Source organism: Bradyrhizobium lupini (genome assembly GCF_040939785.1).
Taxonomy (GTDB): Bacteria; Pseudomonadota; Alphaproteobacteria; order Rhizobiales; family Xanthobacteraceae; genus Bradyrhizobium; species Bradyrhizobium canariense_D.
Genome location: NZ_CP162553.1, coordinates 4,765,628 through 4,785,567 on the forward strand (window position 1 = coordinate 4,765,628; position 19,940 = coordinate 4,785,567).

Genomic DNA, 19,940 nt, shown 5'->3' on the forward strand with positions numbered 1-19,940 from the left:
GGGGAGTTCGGGCGCCGCCCCCTTGAGCCCGGCCCCGATTCGTGCGACCTCCGCCCCCAGCAAATCCCTCATTTCTGAGCCCTCGATGCACATTCTCCTGCTTGGTTCCGGCGGTCGCGAACATGCCCTGGCGTGGAAGATCGCGGCCTCTCCCCTGGTGACCAAATTCTGGTGCGCGCCGGGCAATGCCGGGATCGCGCGCGAGGCGGAATGCGTGGCGCTCGACATCGCCGACCATGCCGCCGTGATCGAGTTCTGCAAGGCGAACGCGGTCGCGCTCGTCGTGGTCGGCCCGGAGACGCCGCTGGCGGCCGGCATCGTCGATGACCTCACCGCCGCCGGCATCAAGGCGTTCGGGCCGGACAGGATCCCCGCCCAGCTCGAAAGCTCGAAGGGCTTCACCAAGGCGCTGTGCACCGAATTCGGCATTCCGACCGGCGCCTACAAGCGATTCACCAACGCCGCCGATGCGCGTGCCTACGTCCAGAGCCAGGGCGCGCCGATCGTGGTCAAGGCCGACGGTCTTGCCGCCGGCAAGGGCGTCGTCGTCGCCAAGTCGGTGCGCGAGGCGGAGGACGCCATCGCCATGATGTTCGACGGCACCTTTGGCGAGGCCGGCGCCGAGGTCGTGATCGAGGAGTTCTTGCCGGGCCGCGAGATCAGCTTCTTCGCGCTGTGCGACGGCGAGACCGCCATTCCGCTGGCCTCCGCGCAGGACCACAAGCGCGTGTTCGACCATGACGTCGGCCCGAACACCGGCGGCATGGGCGCCTATTCGCCGACGCCGCTGGTCACGCCGGCGATCCATGACGCGATCATGGCCAAGATCATTCTGCCGACGGTATCAGGCATGAAGCAGCGCGGCACGCCGTTTCGCGGCATTCTCTACGCCGGGATCATGCTGACGACGCAAGGGCCAAAACTGTTCGAGTTCAACGTCCGCTTCGGCGATCCCGAGTGCCAGGTGCTGATGCTCAGGATGATGTCGGACATCGTGCCGGCCTTCCTCGCCGCCTGCGACGGGCAGCTGAAGAACTTTGACCTGCGCTGGCATCCGGAGGCCGCGCTCACGGTGGTGATGGCGGCAAAGGGATATCCCGGCGATTACCAGAAAGGCACGCGGATCGAGGGGCTCGATGACGCCGCCAAGGTCGAGACCGCCGAGATCTTCCACGCCGGCACGGTCGAGAAGGACGGCGCCATCCTCGCCAATGGCGGCCGCGTCCTCAATGTCTGCGCGCTCGGCAAGACCGTGACGGAAGCGCAGGTGCGCGCCTACCAGGCCGTCGACCGCATCAATTGGCCGGAAGGCTTCTGCCGCCGCGACATCGGCTGGCAGGCCGTGGACGCCGAGAAGTCCAAGGGCTGACACGCTTTTTCGCACGCGCGCGCAATTTCCGCCGTGCCCGTCGGCACTCCGAATTTGTGTAGGCGGCTGTTGGACTTAGCTACTGTGCATGGGGTTGTTTTTCGACTTTTTTGTTTTGGGGCATTCTCAAGACCGAGCAGATCCCACGCTGACAGATAAGGATGCAGAAGATGTCCGATCTCGCCGACCTCTATCCCGGCTTCGCCTCCGAATGGATCAACACCTCCTTCGGCCGCATCTTCGCCCGCGTCGGCGGCAAGGGACCGCCGCTGTTGCTGCTGCACGGCTTCTCCGAGACCAACGTGATGTGGCACCGCGTGGCGCCGCAGCTGGCCGACCGGTTCACGCTGATCATCGCCGATCTGCCCGGCTATGGCTGGTCCGACATGCCCGAGAGCGACGCGCTGCACATGCCCTACAGCAAGCGCGCGATGGCCAAGGCCATGGTCGAGGCGATGGAGCGCCTCGGCCACGTGCACTTCGCGCTCGCCGGCCATGATCGCGGCGGCCGCGTCTCGTATCGGCTGGCGCTCGATCATCCCGGCCGGCTGTCGAAGCTTGCGGTGCTCGATATCCTGCCGACCTACAATTACTGGGAGCGGATGAACCGCGCCTATGCGCTGAAGATCTATCACTGGACTTTTCTGGCGCAGCCCTATCCGCTGCCGGAGACGCTGGTCGCGAGCAATGGCGAGTTCTTCCTGCGCTTCAAGATGGCGAGCCAGACCAAATCGAAGACGCTCGATGCGATCGACAAGCGTGCGCTCGAACACTACATCGCCCCGTTCCGCGATCTCGCCCGCGTCCACGCGATGTGCGAGGATTATCGCGCCGGCGCCTATTTCGACTACGATCTCGACAAGGCCGATTTCGAGGCCGGCAAGAAGATCACCATTCCGATGCTGGCGCTGTGGGGCAATGCCGGCGTGGCGCAAGCCGCCGCCACCCCGCTCGACATCTGGAAGCAATGGGCGACGAACGTGGACGGCATGCCGGTGGATTCCGGCCACTTCCTCACCGAGGAAAATCCCGGCGTCACCGCGAAGGCGCTGCGCGAGTTCTTTGCCGCGCCTTAGCGCCGCTCGCGAAAGAAGTCCTTCAGCATCCGCGCCGACTCGCTTTCGCCGACCCCGGAATAGACATCCGGGACGTGATGGCAGGTCGGCTGCGTGAAGAACCGCACACCTGATTCAACCGCGCCGCCCTTGGGGTCGGCGGCGCCGTAATAGAGCCGCCTCACCCTTGCAAACGAGATCGCGCCCGCACACATGGTGCACGGCTCCAGCGTCACGTAGAGGTCGCAGTCGACCAGACGCTCGCTGCCGATCTTTTTGGCCGCCTCGCGCAGCGCCACGATCTCTGCATGCGCCGTGGGGTCGTAGTCGGTCAGCGTCCGGTTCGCCGCGGTGGCGATGACCTCGTAATTGCGGACCACGACGCATCCGATCGGAACTTCGCCCGCCTTTCCGGCGTTTTCGGCCGTTTTGAGCGCCAAATCCATGAAAGAGGGGGCTTTCAAGCCTCGTATCATCGCGAGAAACCTGCTAGTAGCTGCGCCTTCAGCAGAAGTGCTTGACCGAATTTGCCTGAGCATGCGGCTCGAGACGAGCGCGCACAATGCTTTCTGGCCATCCCCTGAGTGAGATTATTCATGCCTCGCGACAGCGACAAAGACAACGATTCCCGCGGCCGGCGTGATCGCGGCCCGGCCAAGGGCGGCCCCGCCAAGGGCCGCTCCGGCAAGCCACGCGGACCCGACAAGAAGTTCGCCAAGCGCGGCCCTCCCGGGGACAAAGGCGACGCCCGCCCGCCCCGCGGCGACCGCGACAGCCGTCCATCATTCCGCCGCCGCGAGGAGGGCGATGCCCCGCGCCGCGACTTCAGCGAACGCCCGAAATTCAATCGCCAAGACCGGCCGCGTGAAGACCGGCCGCGCGGCGAGGATCGTGGCGAGCGCAGCTTCAAGCCGCGCGGCGATCGTCCCTTCAAGCCGCGTGAAGACCGTCCGTTTTCCGATCGTCCGTCGCGCGACGGCGAGAAGCGCCCGTTCAAGCCCCGTGGTGACCGCCCATTTTCTGATCGCCCCTCGCGCGATGGCGACAAGCGGCCGTTCAAGCCGCGCGGTGATCGCCCGTCCTATGGGCGTGATGACCGTCCGCCGCGCAGGGATCGCGACGATTCCCGTCCGGCCGGCCGAACCGGTGACGCGAAGTTTGGCGACAAGCGACCTTACGCGCCGCGTGGCGACCGTCCGGAACGCAAGTTCGACGGCGAGCGGAAGTTTTCGCGCGGCGCACCGGACCGCAATCGCAGCGAGCGCAGCGATTCAAAACCCTGGCAGAAGCGCGATGCGGCGCCTCGCGGCGACCGGCCGCCGCGCAAGGACTTCAGCAAGGGTCCGCGCAAGGATTTTGGCGGCAGCGACCGCGGTGGGGACAAGCCCTGGCAGAAGCGCGACGATCGGCATGGCGGTGGCGAAGACCGTCCGCGCTTTTCCCGTTCGCGCGACGATCGTCCATCGGGTGATCGTCCGTTCCGCGAGCGGCCCAAATTCGATCGCCCCAAGTTCGATCGTCCACGCGATGATCGTCCGAGGTTCGATCGCGGCGGCGATCGCCCGAAATTCGATCGTCCGCGCGAGCGTTCCGAGGGCCGTTCCGACTGGCACGAGCATCCCCGCAGCGAAGCGCGTTCCGGCGATCGTCCACGCCGCGAAAACGAGGACGAGAGCAGGATCTTCGAGAAGCGTCCGGCCTTCGGCGGTCGCGGCGCCTATCGCGAGCGCGATCGTGATTCCGAGCGGCGGCCGCGCCGCGAGGAAGAGACCAAGCCGAAGAAGGCCGGCGAGCGTATCGCCAAGGTGCTGTCGCGCGCGGGCCTCGCCTCGCGCCGCGATGCCGAGGAGATGGTCACGCAGGGCCGCGTCAGCGTCAACGGCCGTGTCATCAATTCGCCGGCGCTCGACATCACCTCGAACGATGTCGTCACTGTCGACGGCAAGCCGTTGCCGGAGCGCGAGCGCACGCGGCTGTTCCTCTATCACAAGCCCCGCGGCCTCATGACGACGCATGACGATCCCGAGGGCCGTCCGACCGTGTTCGACAATCTGCCCGAAGGTCTGCCGCGGCTGATCAGCGTCGGCCGGCTCGACTTCAACACCGAGGGCCTGCTGCTGCTCACCAATGATGGCGGGCTCGCGCGCACGCTCGAGCTGCCGGACACCGGCTGGCTGCGCCGCTACCGTGTCCGCGCCCATGGCGACGTCACGCAGGCGCAGCTCGACGAGCTGAAGAACGGCATCGAGATCGAGGGCATCAAATACGGTCCGATCGACGCCACGCTGGAGCGTGACCAGGGCGCGAATGTCTGGCTGGTTTTCGCGATCCGCGAGGGCAAGAACCGCGAAGTGCGCAACGTCTGCGCTCATCTCGGGCTCGAGGTGAACCGGCTGATCCGGGTCTCCTACGGCCCGTTCCAGCTCGGCGAGGTCCCCGAGGGCCAGGTCGAGGAGATCAAGTCCCGCGTGCTGCGCGACCAGCTCGGCGAAAAGATCATCGAGAAATCGGGTGCGCAGTTCGACGTGCCGCAGAAATCTGCCTCGCATGAGGGCGACGACGTGCCGCGCGAGAAGAAGCCGGCGACCAAGCGCGGCGTGATCAACGACCGCAAGGGCCGCCGCGTGCTGGTGCAACGCACCGGCAGCGAGGAAGCGCGCGAGCGCAACGAGGCTGAGGCGAGCGGCTACGGCCCGCCGCGCCGTCCCAAGCGCGGCTATCACGGCAAGCGCGATCTGGCGCCGAAGGAGGACTGACGTTGCGCGTCGTCGGCGGTCGATTGAAGGGGCGCAATCTGGCCTCACCGTCCTCGCGCGACATCCGCCCCACGGCGGACCGCCTGCGTGAGTCCGTGTTCAACATCCTCGTGCACGCCTATGACGATCCGATTGCGGATGCGCGCGTGCTCGATCTCTTCGCCGGCACCGGTGCGCTGGGAATCGAAGCGTCTTCACGCGGCGCGAAGTTCACGCTGTTCGTCGACAACGGCGCGGAAGCGCGCGCCCTGCTGCGGAATAATGTCGAGACGCTGGGCCTGGGTGGCGTGACAAAAGTCTATCGCCGTGATGCCACCGATCTCGGGCCTGCGCATCCGGTCGAGCCGTTCTCGCTGGTGTTCCTCGATCCGCCCTATGGCAAACGGTTTGCGGAGAAGGCGCTTGCGAGCTTGCGCGACGGGGGCTGGCTCACGCCGGGCGCGCTGCTCGTGGTGGAAGAGGCGAAGGCTGCGCAGTTCGTCACGCCGGAAGGCTTCGAGGAATTGGAGCGGCGCGCTTATGACGACACGGAGTTCGTGTTTTTGAAGCGGCCGTAATTTCGAACGTTACCGTCGCCCGAACAGCTTCTCGACATCCGACAGCTTCAGCTCGACATAGGTCGGCCGGCCGTGATTGCACTGGCCGGAGTTCGGGGTGTCCTCCATCTCGCGGAGCAGGGCATTCATCTCCTCCGGTCGCAGCCTGCGGCCGGCGCGCACCGAGCCGTGGCAGGCCATGGTGGCGGCGACGTGCATCAGGCGGCGCTCCAGAGGCAGCGCCTCGTCCCACTCGGCCATGTGCTCGGAAAGATCGCGCAACAGGCCGCCGGCGTTGGTCTTGCCGAGCAGCGACGGCGTCTCGCGCACCGCAACCGCGCCGGGGCCGAAGGATTCGATCGCAAGGCCGAACGACGCCAGCTCCTCGCTGCGCTCGAGCAGGCGCTCCACCGTGGCCTCGTCCATCTCGACGATCTCGGGGATCAGCAGGATCTGCCGCTGCACGCCGTTGGCCGCCAGCGAGGCCTTCAGCCGTTCATAGACGATGCGTTCATGCGCGGCGTGCTGGTCGACGATGATCAGGCCGTCGCGGGTCTGCGAGACGATATAGGTCTCGTGGATCTGGGTGCGCGCAGCGCCGAGCGGGCGGTCGACCAGGTCACTGACTGGCTGGGATTCGATCCGCACGTCCGCGCTGGGTGCGCCGACATCGAACGCGGCCTGTGCGCGCTCGGCGAAGGCCGGCACGGCGGCACCGTCGAATGACGGCATCGGCGCGACCGGGGCGGATGGCGACTGGCGCCAGTCCCAGCTTGCCGGGCGCGGCGTGAATGCGGGGCGGAACGAGGACAGCGCGCTTTCGCCGCTGTTGGCGGCGGTGCGCCGGCCCTCCCGCGCAAGCCCGTCCTTCAATCCGTGCACGATCAGCGCGCGGACCAGGCCGGCGTTGCGAAACCGCACCTCGGTCTTGGCCGGATGCACGTTGGCGTCGACCTCGCGCGGATCGAGCGTGACAAACAGCGCCAGCACCGGATGGCGGTCGCGCGGCAGATAGTCGGCATAGGCCCCGCGGACTGCCCCTAGGATCAGCTTGTCGCGCACCGGGCGGCCGTTGACGAAGAGATATTGCCCGAGCGCGTTGGCTTTGGTCAGCGCCGGCGCTGCGGCATAGCCGGCGACCACCACGCCCTCGCGCTCGGCATGGACCCCGATGGCATGGCTGCGGAACTCCGCCCCCAGGATGTCGCCGAGACGGGTCAGGCGACCGGCGACGCCGGGCAGCGCCGCAGCCCAGGTCACCGGCGCGCGCTCTTCGCCCGCGAGCGTGAAAGCGATTTCGGGTCGCGCCATCGCGAGGCGCCGCACCACCTCACGGATCGCTTCCGCCTCGGTCCGGTCGGTCTTCAAGAACTTCAGCCGCGCCGGCGTCGCGTAGAAGAGGTCGTTGACCTCGACCCGCGTGCCGTGGGCCAGCGCCGCCGGCATGATCTCGGATTTCTCGCCGCCCTCGACATTGAGCGCCCAGGCGTGCGGCTCGCTGGCATGCCGCGTGGTGATGGCAAGCCGCGCCACGGAGCCGATCGAGGGCAGCGCCTCGCCGCGGAATCCGAGCGTGCGGATCTGCAGCAAGTCCTCGTCGTCGAGCTTGGAGGTGGCGTGACGCTCGACCGCCAGCGACAGGTCCCTGGCGGTCATGCCGCCGCCGTCGTCGGTGATGCCGATCCGCCGGCGTCCGCCGCCATCGGTAAAGACGTCGATCCGGCTCGCGCCGGCGTCGATGGCGTTCTCGACCAGTTCCTTGACCACGCTCGCGGGACGCTCGACCACTTCGCCGGCGGCGATGCGGTTGACGACCTGTTCGGGTAATTGGCGGACGGGCATGAAACTCGATTTTCGGCTTTGATCTTGGGCTTCGATCTGGATTCGCGGAGAACGCCATTCTAGGCCGTGTTGCGTCAAAAGCATGTGTTGGGCAACAGGAACGTGGCGGGCTGGGGAAAAGGGCTATCTATCGCATTGATGGGATTGGACGTTCGAGAAAATCGCGCAACCGGGATGGATCGATCTTCGGCTGCCGTCCCGATTGTGGGGTACCGGGCTGCGGTGTAGCATCGCGAAAAAATGGCAACAGGACGGGAGGACGCCATGTGCCATCTCTTCGCGCATCAGCCCCAAGGCGACTACGAATCCCAGACCCGCTCGTTGCGGATCGGTGGGCATTGCACCTCGATCCGGCTGGAAATGGCATTCTGGGACACGCTGGAGGAGATCGCGGCCAAGGAGAACATGAGCGTCGGCAAGTTCCTGACGACGCTCTACACCGAGGTGCTCGACCATCACGGCGAGGTCAACAATTTCGCTTCGTTGCTGCGCTGCTCCTGCCTGATCTACCGCTCCAAGACGGCAGCGCCGGTGCAGGCGTTCAAGACGACGGTTGCGCCCATCCTCGATGCAGCGGAATAGCCCTGGTGTCGTCCTGGCGAAGGCCAGGACCCATACCGCGGAATCCATCAGCGATGGGCGGTATGAGTCCCGAACAACAAGCCTTCGCCGAACTCCTTCCCGGGGCAATGGGTCCTGGCTTTCGCCAGGACGACGAACGAGATTGGATCAAATTTCCTTCTTCTGCATCGCACCCGCAATGTAATCCGCCTGCCGGATCGCCAGCGAGACGATGGTCAGCGTCGGATTGCAGGCTGCGCCGCTGGTGAACTGGCTGCCGTCGGAGACGAACAGGTTCTTGACGTCGTGGCTTTGCCCGAACTTGTTGACCACACCATCCCTGGGCTTCTCGCTCATCCGGTTGGTGCCGAGATTGTGCGTGCTCGGATAGGGCGGTGTCGGATAGCTCACGGTGGCGCCGACGGCGTCGTAGACCGCAGCGCCCTGCTTGTAGGCGTGCGCGCGCATCGCGAGATCGTTGGGATGATCGTCGAAGTGCACGCTTGCGACCGGCTGGCCGAACTTGTCCTTCACGACAGGATCGAGCGTGATGCGGTTGGTTTCCTGCGCCATGTCCTCGCCGACCAGCCACATCCCGGCCATCCTGGGATAACCGTCGAGCGCGGCGGTGAACGGACGTCCCCAGGCGCCGGGGTTGAGGAACGCCGCCATGAAGGGCAGTCCGAGCGACAGCGTCTCCATCTCGTAGCCGCCGACGAAGCCGCGCTTCGGATTGTTGGCGGCCTCGTCGCGGATGATGCCGGCCATGGTGGTGCCGCGATACATGTGCACCGACTTCTCGAACACGGCATAGACGCTACCGGTCATGTGGCGCATGTAATTGCGGCCGACCTGACCGCTTGAGTTGCCGAGGCCGTCGGGGAACATCGTGGATGCGCTGTTCAACAGCAGCCGTGGGCTTTCAATCGAATTGCCGGCGACCGCAACGATGCGTGCCTTCTGGCGCTGCATTGCACCGCTCTCGTCGGCGTAAACCACGCCGGTGACTTTGCCGGCGGCATCGTGCTCGATCTTGACCGCCATGCTGGCGGGGCGAACCTCGAGATTGCCGGTCGCCTCGCCCTTGGGTATCTCGGTGTAGAGCGTCGACCATTTCGCGCCGGACTTGCAGCCCTGGAAGCAGAAGCCGATCTGCTGACAGGCGCCGCGTCCGTCGCGCGGCTGGCTGTTGATCGCCATGTTGCCGGTGTGCACCGTCTTGTAGCCGAGCTTCTTTGCGCCGGCCTCCATCACTCTGAAGTTATTGTTGCCGGGAAGTCCGGGAATGCCGTTGGTGCGGGTCACGCCCATCTTGTTCTCGGCCTTGGCGTACCACGGCTCCATCTCCGCGAGCGTGACCGGCCAGTCCAGCAGGTTGGCGCCGGGAATGTTGCCGTAGGTGCTCTTCACCTTGAACTCGTGCTCGTCGAACCGCAGCGACGCGCCAGCCCAGTGTGTGGTCGAGCCGCCGACCGCCTTGACGATCCAGGCGGGAAGACCCGAGAAGTCTTTTGCGACGCGCCATGATCCCGATGTGGTGCGCGCATCGGTCCAGGCGAGCTGCGAGAAACTCTCCCACTCGTCATTGACGAAGTCCTGATTCTCGATGCGGGGACCTGCTTCGAGAATCACGACCTTGACGCCCTTCTGTGCGAGCTCGTTGCCCAGCGTGCCGCCGCCGGCACCGGAGCCGACGATCACCACAACGCTGGAGTCGTTCAGATCGAATTTTGCCATATGCGTTGTCCTGAACCGTTGGGTGAGCCTTAAGCCTTCGGCAGCCAGTCGATGTCGGCGAAGCCGCGGTTGATGTAGCCGCCGTGTTCGGCGGAGGAGCCCTCGTAGCCGAACCGCGGCCAGACCTCTTTCTGGTTGTAGAGAGAGACGACGAGGTCGCCGCGCACCTTCTGGAAGAAGTCGCTCTGCTCGATCTCCTTCAAAAGCACCACGCGGTCGGCTTCCCAGGGCACTTCGGCATAGGGCGCCTTGTGGCGATCACGCGCGTTCTGATCGAGCCTGGTGATGCCGTCGCTGATTAGCGCCTTGACGGCGGGGTCCTTGGCGGCCTTTCCGTCCCACGGCTTGATCGCGGTGATGTAGTAGCTGTCGCCGAGGACGTCGTGCGGATAGATATCGCGCGCGACTTTCAGCAGCGTCTTCATCGTCGCGGGCGAAAGCGCGCTTGCCTCGTCGGCCCAGGCGCCCTCGATGCTGACGGCGATGCTGGTCGCGACTGCCGCGACCGGCACGGCGGCCGCGGCGCCCTTGAGAAAGATGCGGCGGCTGTGCCTGCTTCGACGATCGACTTCTCTCATGGCATTCCTCCTTTTATGATTTTGATTTTGTGGTTCGATCAGTTGAAACGTCCGCCGCGCTGGATCACCTCGATCTTGTAGCCGTCGGGATCGCTGACGAAGAAGAAGCGCGCCAGCGTTTTGCCGTCGTGCTTGAAGTCGCGCAGCGGACCCGGTGCGAGCTTCTCACGCTCGAAGCGGGCATGTTCGGCATCGAGATCCTCGACCACCACGGCGAGATGTCCGTAGCCGTCGCCGAGCGCATACGGCTCCTTGCGATCGAAATTGACCGTCAGCTCCAACTCGAAGGGTGAGGAGGGGTGACGCAGATAGATCAGGGCAAAGTCTGCGAACTTCAGACGATCGGTGACTTCCAGGCCAAAGGCCCGTCTGTAGAAGTCGAGTGAGCGCGCCTCGTCGAGTGCGCGGATCATGGAATGGACCGGCTTTGCCATTCAGTTCTGCTCCTTAAGAAAGGCGATGATGGCGGCGCGCGTCTCCGGCTTCGCCTGCCGGTAGACCATGACCACGCCGGGAATCACGGCTTGCGGATTGGTCAACCATGCGTCGAGCTTCGTCTCGTCCCAGGCGAAGGCTGCTTTTGCGAGGGGCTCTGAATAGTGAAAGCCTTCGACCTTGCCGGCGGGCCGCCCGACGATCCCGACCAGCGGCGGACCCTGCCGCACCGGTTCTGACAGGTTCGTGGTGTGGCACACCGCGCATTGCTGCTTGAACAGTGTTGCGCCATCCGGCGGCTTTGCAGCCGGCAAGGGCATCTGCGCCTCGGCCACCCGCACCACCAGCACCACCGCGGTGCACAATCCCAGCACGATCGCGCGCATCGTCAAAAGTCCGCCCGTCGACGTCAATTCAGCGTGCGCAAACTCTAGGCGCGGCAAAACATGCGGTGGTAGTAGCGGGCTGTTTCGCTGCGTGCGGAGGTGCACGCGGGTGCGTTGTTCCGCGCTGCCGTATATGCGGAGGACAATTCCGCGAAACCGCCGTCAAATCCCTAAACGATCACCACACGAGACAGGTTGCATTGCGGTCGCGCCGTTCGAGCTCGTAACGCGATGGACTGGTTCGGCTCAGACGGACGGCGCATCAAGCCGCCGAACCGATCATCGCGAAAATCCAGGAGAAATGGATGAAGTTGGTGAAGACCTCCGCAATCGCATGCGCCGTCTCGGCTCTCATTGTGACACCGGTTCTCGCGCAAGGTACGTCGTCTGGCGCGAGGCCTAGCGGCACCGTGCAAAGCAAACCCATGCAAGGCAGCACAATGGGCAGCGGCGACGAGGAGATGAGCGCCCAGCCGGGCGCGGCGGGCGAGACGACGGGCATGAAGCCGACGAAGGGCACCAGGGGCACGGTTGGCACCACGGGCAGTGCTGCACACAAAGGGACCGCCGACGATTCCGCGACGGGCGGTGCAGCCACGGGCAAGCGCTACTAGCCAATGGAGTGAGACGGCAGAACTCCGGTCGCCCTGCGGCCGGAGTTCTTTTGCAGTCTCTGCTAGTCGTCGAAACCGCGCCCGCGCTTCGACTTGATGTCGCTGCGGTGTTTCTTGCCCTCGAGCCGGCGCTGCTTGGAGCCAAAGGTCGGCTTTGTCGCGCGCCGGGGCTTCGGCCGGATCATGGCTTCGCCGAGCATTTCCGTAAGGCGGTCGATGGCGTCCTGGCGGTTGCGCTCCTGGGTGCGGAAGCGTTGGGCCTGGATCACGATGACGCCGTCCTTTGTCATGCGCTGCCCTGCGAGCCGGGCGAGGCGCAGCGCGGCATCCTCCGGAAGCGTCAGCTTCCGGGTGTCGAAGCGCAATTGCGCCGAGGTCGCGACCTTGTTGACGTTCTGCCCGCCCGGGCCGGAGGCGCGGACAAAGCCGATCTCGATGTCGTCCTCGTCGATGACGAGATCGCGGGATATCCGCAGCATGGTGGCACCACTCGTGATGCCCGGACATATCCCGGACGCCCAAGTTCGGCAATGGCGCCCTGAAATGCAAATGGCCGGGCGAGCGCGGCCATTCACGAAGCCTACGGAAGACGTCAGTTCGACTTCGTCGCCGGTGCGGCTGCCGGTTGCGCCGCGGCCTGCGGGGCGCGGCCGACGACGACGGTCAGAAGGCCTTGGCCCCAGAGGCGCCTTGCGGCCGCCTTGGCGTCGTCCATGGTGACCGCATCGACGACGGCGTTGCGCTTCTCGATATAGTCGATCGGCAGCTTGTCCTGTTGATATTGCAGCAGCGCCTGCGCGAGCTTCGAGGAGGTGTCGAGCGCCAGCATCTGCGAGCCTTTGAGGTAGGACTTGGCCTCGTCGAGCTCCTTCTGCGTCGGGCCTTCCTCGGCGATCCGGCGCACCTCCTTGTCGATGGCGTCGATGGTGTCGCCGGCACGGTCGGCGCGGGTGCCGGTATTGCCGATGAAAACCGCCGAATGCTCCATCCAAAGCAGCGATTCGAACACCGAATAGGCGAGCCCGCGCTTCTCGCGCACCTCGCGATAGAGCCGCGAGGACAACCCGCCGCCGCCGAGGATGTGGTTGACGACATAGGCCGCCATGAAGTTCGGATCGCTGCGCTTCACCCCGGGACCGCCGAAGGTGATCACGGTCTGGGGCACGTCGAGCGTCACGAAGGCGCGTTGCGGCGGCTTGGCGGCCTCGACGTCGGGGACGGGCACGAGATTGGCCTTGGCCGGCAGGCTACCAAATGTGTGGTCGAGCAGCTTGCCGAGCGTATCGGGATCCACGTCGCCAACCACCGCGATCTTGAGCGTGTCCTTGGCGAGCACGCGGCCGACATAATCCTTCATGTCGGCAACCGTAATGGTCGGAACGCTGTCGAGGTTGCCGTTGGACTGCCGACTGTAGGGATGATCGCCAAAGGCAACCTCCAGGAATTTGCGGCTCGCGAGCGAGGTCGGGTTGGTTGTCTCGCGGCGCAGGCCCGAGATCACCTGCGAGCGAATGCGTTCGACGTCGGCAGTTTCGAAATGCGGCGAGGTCAGCGCGCTCCGCAGCAGGTCGAAGGCCTCGTCCTTGTTGTCGCGCAGCATGCGCAGGCTGCCGCGGAACGTGTCGCGGGTGGCGCTGAAAGAGAGCTCGATGGCACGGCGATCGAGCCGCTCATGGAAGGTCTTGGAATCGAGATCGCCGGAGCCTTCGTCGAGGAGATCGCCGACCAGATTGGCGACGCCCGATTTGTCCTTGGGATCCTGGGCCGAACCGCCGGCAAAGGAATATTCCATGGCGATCAGCGGCACGGTCGCATCCTGCACGAACCAGGCCTCGATGCCGCCCGGCGAGGTCAAATGCTGGATCTTCGCCGCCGCCTGTGACGGCGAGACGGTAGCGAGCGCGAGTGCCGCGCCGGTGGCAAAGGAGAATGCAACGCGTCGAAGGAAGGGATAGGTCACGAACGCTTCTCCTCGCGCTTGGTGGTCGCGGTGTCTTTGATCAGATAGCCCGTCACCGAGCGCTTCTTCTCGAGCCATTTCTGCGCGACGGTGCGGACCTGCTCGGCGGTGACGGCGCGGATGCGATCTGGCCAGCTCCGGATGTCCTCGATCGACAGGCCCGTGGTCAGTGCGCCGCCATACCAGCGCGCCAGCACCGCCTGGTTGTCCTGGGCGTAGATCGCCTCGGCGATGAGCTGGGTCTTGACCCGCTCGAGATCCTCGGCGCGGATCGGATTCTGCGCGATGTCGGCAATGACGCCGTCGACCACCTGCTCGACCTCGGCGAAGCTGACCCCGGATTTGGGCGAAGCCGAGATCGCGAACTGGGTCGGGTCGAGCGAGATGCTCGAATAGCTGGCGCTGGCGGAGACCGCGAGCGGCTTGTCCACCACGAGCGCGCGGTAGAGATAGGAATTGCTGCCGCTGCCCATCAGCTGCGCCAGCACGTCGAGGGCCGCGCTTTCGCCGGCCGCAGCCGTGGTCGCCGAGGGCACTAGGTAATAGCGTCGCAAGCCGGTTTGCTCGACGCGCGGATCGGCCAGGGTCACGGTGCGCGGCGCCGCGGGTTCCGGCTCCTGCGGGCGGACGCGGCGCGCCGGGATCGCGGGCTGCGCCGGGATGGCGCCGAAACTGCGCTCGACCAGCGGGCGGATGTCGGCGGGCTCGACGTCGCCGGCGATCACCAGGATCGCGTTGTTCGGCGCATAGAAGCGGCGGTAGAAGGCGAGCGCATCCTCGCGATCGAGCTTCTCGATCTCCTGGTGCCAGCCGATCACCGGCCGGCCGTAGGGATGGTTGAGATAGAGCGCGGCCATGATCTGCTCGTTCAGCCGCGCGTCCGGATTGTTGGCGACGCGCATGTTGTATTCTTCGAGCACGACGTCACGCTCGGGCAACACGTTCTCGTCCTTGAGGATCAGGCCAGTCATGCGGTCGGCCTCGAATTCCATCATGGTCGGCAACTGCTCGCGCGGCACGCGCTGGTAGTAGTTGGTGTAGTCGACCGAAGTCGAGGCGTTCTCGTTGCCGCCGACGCGGAGTACGGTCTGGGAGAATTCGCCGACCGGATGCTTCGATGTGCCCTTGAACATCAGGTGCTCGAGGAAGTGCGCGAGCCCGGACTTGCCCGGCGTCTCGTCCGCCGAGCCGACCTTGTACCAGATCATTTCCGTGACGACGGGCGTGCGATGGTCCGGAATCACCACGACCTGCATGCCGTTTCCGAGCGTGAAGCTGGCGGGCGGAGCCGATGTCACCGTGGTCTGCGCAAGGGATGCGCCGGCCGTGAGGACACTCGTCGAAAGCAGCGCGGCAAGGAGGCGGGCAGCCGATCGGTAAGAGGACATCATGATCCTTATGAAAGGCCGAGCCCGGATGTCCGGCTCGGAGGCACGGCATGGTACACCGTGCGGCAAACGCTTCGCGTCACGAAGCAGAGAACTCAACTCGGGCGCAAGTTACTGATAAGCAATTAAAGACCGCGTCCGGCGCGCACGAGCCGCCGGCGCGGGACCGGGTCTGTGTCGGGATATCGCGAAGGGACAGGAGCGCTATTGTTCCTTGTCCTTGCCGGACATGATGTCGAAATAGGTCCGCCGTGTCTTGTCCTCTCCGGCGCCATAGGCGTAGCTCGGAGACGGCGTCTGGTAGCCGGGCGGCGGCTCGACCAGTGACTGGCGCGGCGGCTCGGTCGTGAATTGCTTGGCCTCGCCTTTGTTGTTCGACATCATGCCCCACAGACCGCCGGTGAAACCGAGCTGGGCCGGGCTGAGCGACGGATTGCCGTTGGTGCCCGGCTGAATAGGATCATTGCTCGTGCGCTCGGGTGCGGCTGTCCTGCCGACCTCCATCTCGGCGGGCGACAACGCCCGGCCTGCCTGCCAGCTCTCCGTGGCCTTGACGGCCTTCTTCCGCTGCGCGATGGCCTCCTTGCGGCGTCTCTCGTCAGGGTCCTTCGGCCAGTTCGGCGCGTTCTTGGCTTCAACGCCGGCGGGCGGCGGCAGGTCGAGCTTGGGCGGCACCACCAGCGGCGACCGCTCGCGGTATTCGATACCCTTCTTCTCCATGCTCTTGGCGCCGATGCCCGACATCAGATTGTCGATGAGCTTCTCTTCGAAGGTCATGTCGTCGTCGTCCTCGCCGTCGTCACCGGCGCGGGCGGCGCCAGCCGACATGACGAGACCGATGCCGAGCGCGACAGCGGACAATTTCAACGCCCGCCAGAGCCCCTGCCGGGGGTCTTCAACCATCGAACCGCTGGTCTTCGAGCTGCGCATCACTGTACCTGTTCCAAAATGTGGCAGTTTGCCGCTCTCGCGCGGCATAATCCCTCGCAAAAGCAAGGTTCCGCCTGCCGGTCCGTATCGGCCGGGATCAGGGCGCTTTTGCGGCGGGTACCCCCAGGAAGGAATCATACAATAGCGCCGCCACGCCAGCAACGATGGCCACGTCCGCGAGGTTGAACACGTACCAATTATAGGTATTTCCGCCGATCTCGACGTGAAACAGGGCGAAATCGACCACCGCGCCATAGGCCAGGCGGTCGATGCCGTTGCCGATGGCGCCGCCAATGATCAGGCCGAGCGCGATGGTTGCCAGCAGGGTGTGGGAGCGGGCCATCCAGATCGCCAGCGCAACCACCGCGAGGACCTTCACGGCCATCAGCGCCATTTGCGCCGCCTGACCGTCGTTCTGGAGCCAGCCGAAGCTGATGCCGATGTTCCAGGCCAGCACCAGGTCGAAGAACGGGGTCACCTCGACCGCGCCGCGACGGGCGAGGTCGAACACGTTCAGCAGCCAGAGCTTTGAAGCCTGGTCGGCCACGAGCGTGAGCAGGGCCGCGAGGATGCCGGCGCGGAGCGGGGTCATGGGCAGTCCGCCACAACACGCTCCGTCGTCGTCCTGGCGAAAGCCAGGACCCACACTCCGAGGCGGTCGTTGTTTGAAAGACTTGTGGTCATCAGCCTTCGTCGCAATTGGCGGCCGTGGAATGGGTCCTGGCTTTCGCGAGGACGACGGTGAGACCTAGATGCTGACCCCCAGCGCCTTCCATTCGCGCAGCGCCTGGGCATCTCGCGGGGTGACGTCGGGGTATTCGGGGTCCTCACCCACCGCCGGCGAAATCTTCCAGGAACGGGCGCATTTGGTGCCGACCGCCTTCTCCACCACGACAGCGACGCCTGGAACGGCATCGAGACGGAATGCGGAAGCCGGCGCCTCGCCCTCGCGCACCTCGTAATTCGAGGTGATGCAGATCTCGGCGAGGTCGGTGTCGAACAACGTCGCAAGCATGTCGCGGTCGGCGACATAGATGACCGGCGATGCCTCCAGCGACGAGCCGATGTTCTTGGCGGCGCGTTCGAGCTCCAGCGCACCGGTGACGACACGGCGGACGTTGCGGATCGCTTCCCACTTCGCGGCGAGCTTGTCGTCGCGCAGGCTTTCGAGGTCGTCGGGAAACTGCGTCAGGTGCACCGAGGGCTCGGCGTCGGGCCTGTACATGCGCCAGGCTTCCTCCGCGGTGAAGCTGAGGATCGGCGCCAGCCATTTCAGGATCGAGCTGCACAACAGGTCGATCGTGGTCAGCGCCGCCTTGCGCGTCAGCGAGGACGGCGGATCGCAATACAGCGTGTCCTTGCGGATGTCGAAATAGAACGCGGAGAGCTCACTGTTCAGGAACGCGGACAAGGTTGCGACCACGGTCTTGTAGTCGAACTCCTGATAGGCTTTGCGGACGACGGCAGCACGGACCGCGAGCTCGTGCAGCATCAGCCGTTCGAGTTCGGGCATGTCGGCGGGCGCGACTGCGTCGGCCGGCTTGTAGTGATCCAGCGTTCCCAGCATCCAGCGCACGGTGTTGCGCAGCTTGCGATAGGTCTCGATGGTGTTCTTCAGGATCTCCGGGCCGATGCGCTGGTCGTCGGCATAGTCGGTGGCGCAGACCCAGAGGCGCAGGATATCCGCGCCCGAATCCTTGATCACCTTCTGAGGCTCGACGGTGTTGCCGATCGACTTCGACATCTTGCGGCCGTTCTCGTCGAGCGTGAAGCCGTGGGTGAGCACGATGTCATAGGGCGCGCGGCCCCGCGTGCCCGCGCTTTCCAGCAGCGACGAATGAAACCAGCCGCGATGCTGATCGCTGCCTTCGAGATACATCACGGTGTCGTCGCCGCCGTCGACCTTGCGAACGATGTTGCCGAGCTGCGGGAAGTTCTGGCGATCCTCGAGCACGAAGGCATGTGGAGCCGGAATCGAACCAGACGTCGCAGATGTCGTCGATCTTCTTCCAGTCTTCCTTCGCGCGGGATCAAGGAAGCGCTCGCGGGCGCCGTCCATGTACCAGGCGTCGGCGCCTTCCTCCATGAAGGCCTCGGTGATGCGCTGATTGACGATCTCGTCCTGCAGGATCTCGGCCGAACCGTCGCTGTTCTCGCGCACGAACACGGCGATCGGCACGCCCCAGGCGCGCTGGCGCGAGATCACCCAGTCCGGACGGTTGGCGATCATGCCGTTGATGCGGTTCTCACCCGACGGCGGCACCCATTGCGTGACCGAGATCGCATGCAGCGCGCGAGCCCGCAGCGTATCGCCCTTCCTGGCGTGGCCATCTTCGCTGATGTCCTTGTCCATCGCGATGAACCATTGCGGCGTGTTGCGGAAGATCACCGGCTTCTTCGATCGCCAGGAATGCGGGTACTGGTGCTTGAGGCGGCCGCGCGCGAGCAGCTTGCCGGCCTCGACCAACGCCTTGATCACGGCTTCATTGGCATCGCCCTTCTCGCCCTTGTCGTTGAGCACGCGCTTGCCGGTGAAGCCGGGGGCCTGCGCGGTATAGGCGCCGTTCTCGTCGACAGTGTAGGGGATCGCGGTCGAGATGCCGCGCTCATCGAGCTCGCGGGTATTGGCCATCCAGACGTCGAAATCCTCGCGGCCGTGGCTCGGCGCGGTGTGCACGAAACCGGTGCCGGTATCGTCGGTGACATGCTCGCCGGCGAGCAGCGGCACGATAAACGCGTAACCGCCATCGAGGCCGCGCAAGGGATGGGCGCACTCCACGGCGTCCAGCGTATCGCCGGGAACGTCGCGCAGCTTCTCATAGGCCGTGACGCGCGCCTGCTTGAACACCTCTGCTGCAAGCGCATCGGCCAGGATCAGGAGATCGCCGGTCTTTGCCCAATTGTCCGCGGCCGCATCCGTCACCTTGTAGAGGCCGTAGGCGATCTTCGGTGAGAACGAGATCGCGCGGTTGCCGGGCAGCGTCCAAGGCGTGGTGGTCCAGATCACGACCGATGCATTGGCGAGCGCACCATGTGCCGGGGACGTGACGGGAAACTTCACCCACACCATGTCGGAGGTGTAGTCCTCGTACTCGACCTCGGCCTCGGCGAGTGCGGTCTTCTCGACCACGCTCCACATCACCGGCTTGGAGCCGCGATACAGGGTGCCGTTGGCGGCGAACTTCATCAGCTCGCGGGCGATCTGCGCCTCGGCGGGATAGCTCATCGTCTGATAGGGATGATCCCAGTCGCCGATGATGCCGAGCCGCTTGAATTCCTCGCGCTGCACGTTGATCCAGTGTGTCGCATAGGCGCGGCATTCCTTGCGGAACGCCACCATCGCAGCGGAGTCGCGGAAGTCGGGCTTCTGCTTGCCCTTGGAACGGTAGTTCTCTTCCTCGATCTTCCATTCGATCGGCAGGCCGTGGCAGTCCCAACCGGGCACGTAGTTGGAGTCGAAGCCGAGCATCTGCTGGCTCTTGGTCACGACGTCCTTGAGGATCTTGTTCAGCGCGTGCCCGATATGGATGTTGCCATTGGCGTAGGGCGGGCCGTCATGCAGCACGAATTTGGCGCGGCCCTGGGCTTCCTGGCGGAGCTTGTCGTAAAGGCCGATGTCGTTCCAGTATTTCAGCAGCTCCGGCTCGCGCTGCGGCAGGCCGGCCCGCATCGGGAATTCGGTCTGCGGCAGGAACAGGGTTTTCGAATAGTCTTTGGCTTCGGATTTTTGGGACTTTTGTGGCTTGTCGGACATGAGGCTGACTGGCTCGGAAGGGCGCGGGAACGGATGGCG

General features: G+C 65.2%; 18 protein-coding genes. 6 read left to right on the forward strand and 12 right to left on the reverse strand.

Annotation, left to right across the window (positions count from 1 at the left end; all coding sequences use genetic code 11):
- The first annotated feature begins 85 nt into the window (after positions 1 to 85).
- Positions 86 to 1,369, forward strand: coding sequence for a phosphoribosylamine--glycine ligase (gene purD, locus AB3L03_RS22540; RefSeq protein WP_204512385.1), 1,284 nt, complete (start codon positions 86 to 88; stop codon positions 1,367 to 1,369).
- A gap of 170 nt (positions 1,370 to 1,539) precedes the next feature.
- Positions 1,540 to 2,445: an alpha/beta fold hydrolase gene (locus AB3L03_RS22545; RefSeq protein ID WP_368507059.1), complete on the forward strand. Its 906-nt coding sequence runs from the start codon at positions 1,540 to 1,542 to the stop codon at positions 2,443 to 2,445.
- Here AB3L03_RS22545 and AB3L03_RS22550 read toward each other — a convergent pair.
- Positions 2,442 to 2,900 carry a nucleoside deaminase gene (locus AB3L03_RS22550; RefSeq protein WP_368509066.1) on the reverse strand — a complete coding sequence of 153 codons (459 nt, stop codon included), beginning with the start codon at positions 2,898 to 2,900 and terminating at the stop codon, positions 2,442 to 2,444. The genes AB3L03_RS22545 and AB3L03_RS22550 overlap by 4 nt on opposite strands.
- 120 nt (positions 2,901 to 3,020) lie before the next feature.
- On the opposite strand from AB3L03_RS22550, the gene AB3L03_RS22555 reads away from it, so the two are divergent.
- A complete protein-coding gene (locus AB3L03_RS22555; RefSeq protein ID WP_368507060.1) occupies positions 3,021 to 5,180 on the forward strand; it encodes a pseudouridine synthase in 2,160 nt (719 codons plus the stop codon).
- A 2-nt stretch (positions 5,181 to 5,182) separates the two neighbouring features.
- Positions 5,183 to 5,737 (forward strand): 16S rRNA (guanine(966)-N(2))-methyltransferase RsmD, encoded by a 555-nt coding sequence (rsmD, locus tag AB3L03_RS22560; protein ID WP_085350089.1) that lies wholly within the window; start codon positions 5,183 to 5,185, stop codon positions 5,735 to 5,737.
- A gap of 9 nt (positions 5,738 to 5,746) precedes the next feature.
- Here the strand turns inward: rsmD and mutL are convergent, their stop codons facing one another.
- Positions 5,747 to 7,558 (reverse strand): DNA mismatch repair endonuclease MutL, encoded by a 1,812-nt coding sequence (mutL, locus tag AB3L03_RS22565; protein WP_018453471.1) that lies wholly within the window; start codon positions 7,556 to 7,558, stop codon positions 5,747 to 5,749.
- Between the two features lie 264 nt (positions 7,559 to 7,822).
- Between mutL and AB3L03_RS22570 the strand changes: the two genes are divergently transcribed.
- Positions 7,823 to 8,140: a ribbon-helix-helix domain-containing protein gene (locus AB3L03_RS22570; protein WP_018453472.1), complete on the forward strand. Its 318-nt coding sequence runs from the start codon at positions 7,823 to 7,825 to the stop codon at positions 8,138 to 8,140.
- A 147-nt stretch (positions 8,141 to 8,287) separates the two neighbouring features.
- On the opposite strand, the gene AB3L03_RS22575 is transcribed toward AB3L03_RS22570, so the two are convergent.
- Genes AB3L03_RS22575 through AB3L03_RS22590 form a run of 4 tightly spaced genes read right to left on the reverse strand, consistent with a single transcriptional unit; the run spans position 8,288 to position 11,255 of the window.
- Entirely contained in the window at positions 8,288 to 9,856 is a 1,569-nt protein-coding gene (locus AB3L03_RS22575) for a GMC family oxidoreductase (RefSeq protein WP_085350087.1), read from the reverse strand.
- Positions 9,857 to 9,885: 29 nt separating this feature from the next.
- Entirely contained in the window at positions 9,886 to 10,434 is a 549-nt protein-coding gene (locus AB3L03_RS22580) for a Twin-arginine translocation pathway signal (RefSeq protein WP_085350086.1), read from the reverse strand.
- A gap of 38 nt (positions 10,435 to 10,472) precedes the next feature.
- Complete coding sequence (locus AB3L03_RS22585) at positions 10,473 to 10,868, reverse strand: VOC family protein (RefSeq protein WP_085350085.1); 396 nt, start codon at positions 10,866 to 10,868, stop codon at positions 10,473 to 10,475.
- Positions 10,869 to 11,255, reverse strand: coding sequence for a cytochrome c family protein (locus AB3L03_RS22590; RefSeq protein ID WP_018453476.1), 387 nt, complete (start codon positions 11,253 to 11,255; stop codon positions 10,869 to 10,871).
- A 305-nt stretch (positions 11,256 to 11,560) separates the two neighbouring features.
- Here AB3L03_RS22590 and AB3L03_RS22595 point away from each other — a divergent pair, with 305 nt between their 5' ends.
- Positions 11,561 to 11,869: a hypothetical protein gene (locus AB3L03_RS22595; protein ID WP_368507061.1), complete on the forward strand. Its 309-nt coding sequence runs from the start codon at positions 11,561 to 11,563 to the stop codon at positions 11,867 to 11,869.
- A 62-nt stretch (positions 11,870 to 11,931) separates the two neighbouring features.
- Here AB3L03_RS22595 and arfB read toward each other — a convergent pair whose 3' ends face one another.
- The 6 genes from arfB to ileS form a co-directional block, all read right to left on the reverse strand.
- Positions 11,932 to 12,348, reverse strand: a complete 417-nt coding sequence (arfB, locus tag AB3L03_RS22600) for an alternative ribosome rescue aminoacyl-tRNA hydrolase ArfB (RefSeq protein ID WP_018453479.1) — start codon at positions 12,346 to 12,348, stop codon at positions 11,932 to 11,934.
- A 113-nt stretch (positions 12,349 to 12,461) separates the two neighbouring features.
- Positions 12,462 to 13,829, reverse strand: coding sequence for a M16 family metallopeptidase (locus AB3L03_RS22605; protein WP_368507062.1), 1,368 nt, complete (start codon positions 13,827 to 13,829; stop codon positions 12,462 to 12,464).
- A complete protein-coding gene (locus AB3L03_RS22610) occupies positions 13,826 to 15,220 on the reverse strand; it encodes a M16 family metallopeptidase (protein WP_368507063.1) in 1,395 nt (464 codons plus the stop codon). The genes AB3L03_RS22605 and AB3L03_RS22610 overlap by 4 nt, the downstream gene beginning before the upstream one ends.
- A gap of 201 nt (positions 15,221 to 15,421) precedes the next feature.
- Entirely contained in the window at positions 15,422 to 16,147 is a 726-nt protein-coding gene (locus tag AB3L03_RS22615; protein WP_085383811.1) for a hypothetical protein, read from the reverse strand.
- A gap of 97 nt (positions 16,148 to 16,244) precedes the next feature.
- Positions 16,245 to 16,739, reverse strand: coding sequence for a signal peptidase II (lspA, locus tag AB3L03_RS22620; protein WP_085383810.1), 495 nt, complete (start codon positions 16,737 to 16,739; stop codon positions 16,245 to 16,247).
- A gap of 156 nt (positions 16,740 to 16,895) precedes the next feature.
- Entirely contained in the window at positions 16,896 to 19,901 is a 3,006-nt protein-coding gene (gene ileS, locus AB3L03_RS22625) for an isoleucine--tRNA ligase (RefSeq protein WP_368507064.1), read from the reverse strand.
- Positions 19,902 to 19,940 lie beyond the last annotated feature (39 nt).

Bases quoted from the DNA above. Each gene is read 5' to 3' on its own strand.
- purD (WP_204512385.1), top strand. From the start codon at position 86: ATGCACATTCTCCTGCTTGGTTCCGGCGGTCGCGAACATGCCCTGGCG.
- AB3L03_RS22545 (WP_368507059.1), top strand. From the start codon at position 1,540: ATGTCCGATCTCGCCGACCTCTATCCCGGCTTCGCCTCCGAATGGATC.
- AB3L03_RS22550 (WP_368509066.1), bottom strand. From the start codon at position 2,900: ATGATACGAGGCTTGAAAGCCCCCTCTTTCATGGATTTGGCGCTCAAA.
- AB3L03_RS22555 (WP_368507060.1), top strand. From the start codon at position 3,021: ATGCCTCGCGACAGCGACAAAGACAACGATTCCCGCGGCCGGCGTGAT.
- mutL (WP_018453471.1), bottom strand. From the start codon at position 7,558: ATGCCCGTCCGCCAATTACCCGAACAGGTCGTCAACCGCATCGCCGCC.
- AB3L03_RS22570 (WP_018453472.1), top strand. From the start codon at position 7,823: ATGTGCCATCTCTTCGCGCATCAGCCCCAAGGCGACTACGAATCCCAG.
- AB3L03_RS22575 (WP_085350087.1), bottom strand. From the start codon at position 9,856: ATGGCAAAATTCGATCTGAACGACTCCAGCGTTGTGGTGATCGTCGGC.
- AB3L03_RS22580 (WP_085350086.1), bottom strand. From the start codon at position 10,434: ATGAGAGAAGTCGATCGTCGAAGCAGGCACAGCCGCCGCATCTTTCTC.
- AB3L03_RS22585 (WP_085350085.1), bottom strand. From the start codon at position 10,868: ATGGCAAAGCCGGTCCATTCCATGATCCGCGCACTCGACGAGGCGCGC.
- AB3L03_RS22590 (WP_018453476.1), bottom strand. From the start codon at position 11,255: ATGCGCGCGATCGTGCTGGGATTGTGCACCGCGGTGGTGCTGGTGGTG.
- AB3L03_RS22595 (WP_368507061.1), top strand. From the start codon at position 11,561: ATGAAGTTGGTGAAGACCTCCGCAATCGCATGCGCCGTCTCGGCTCTC.
- arfB (WP_018453479.1), bottom strand. From the start codon at position 12,348: ATGCTGCGGATATCCCGCGATCTCGTCATCGACGAGGACGACATCGAG.
- AB3L03_RS22610 (WP_368507063.1), bottom strand. From the start codon at position 15,220: ATGATGTCCTCTTACCGATCGGCTGCCCGCCTCCTTGCCGCGCTGCTT.
- AB3L03_RS22615 (WP_085383811.1), bottom strand. From the start codon at position 16,147: ATGCGCAGCTCGAAGACCAGCGGTTCGATGGTTGAAGACCCCCGGCAG.
- lspA (WP_085383810.1), bottom strand. From the start codon at position 16,739: ATGACCCCGCTCCGCGCCGGCATCCTCGCGGCCCTGCTCACGCTCGTG.
- ileS (WP_368507064.1), bottom strand. From the start codon at position 19,901: ATGTCCGACAAGCCACAAAAGTCCCAAAAATCCGAAGCCAAAGACTAT.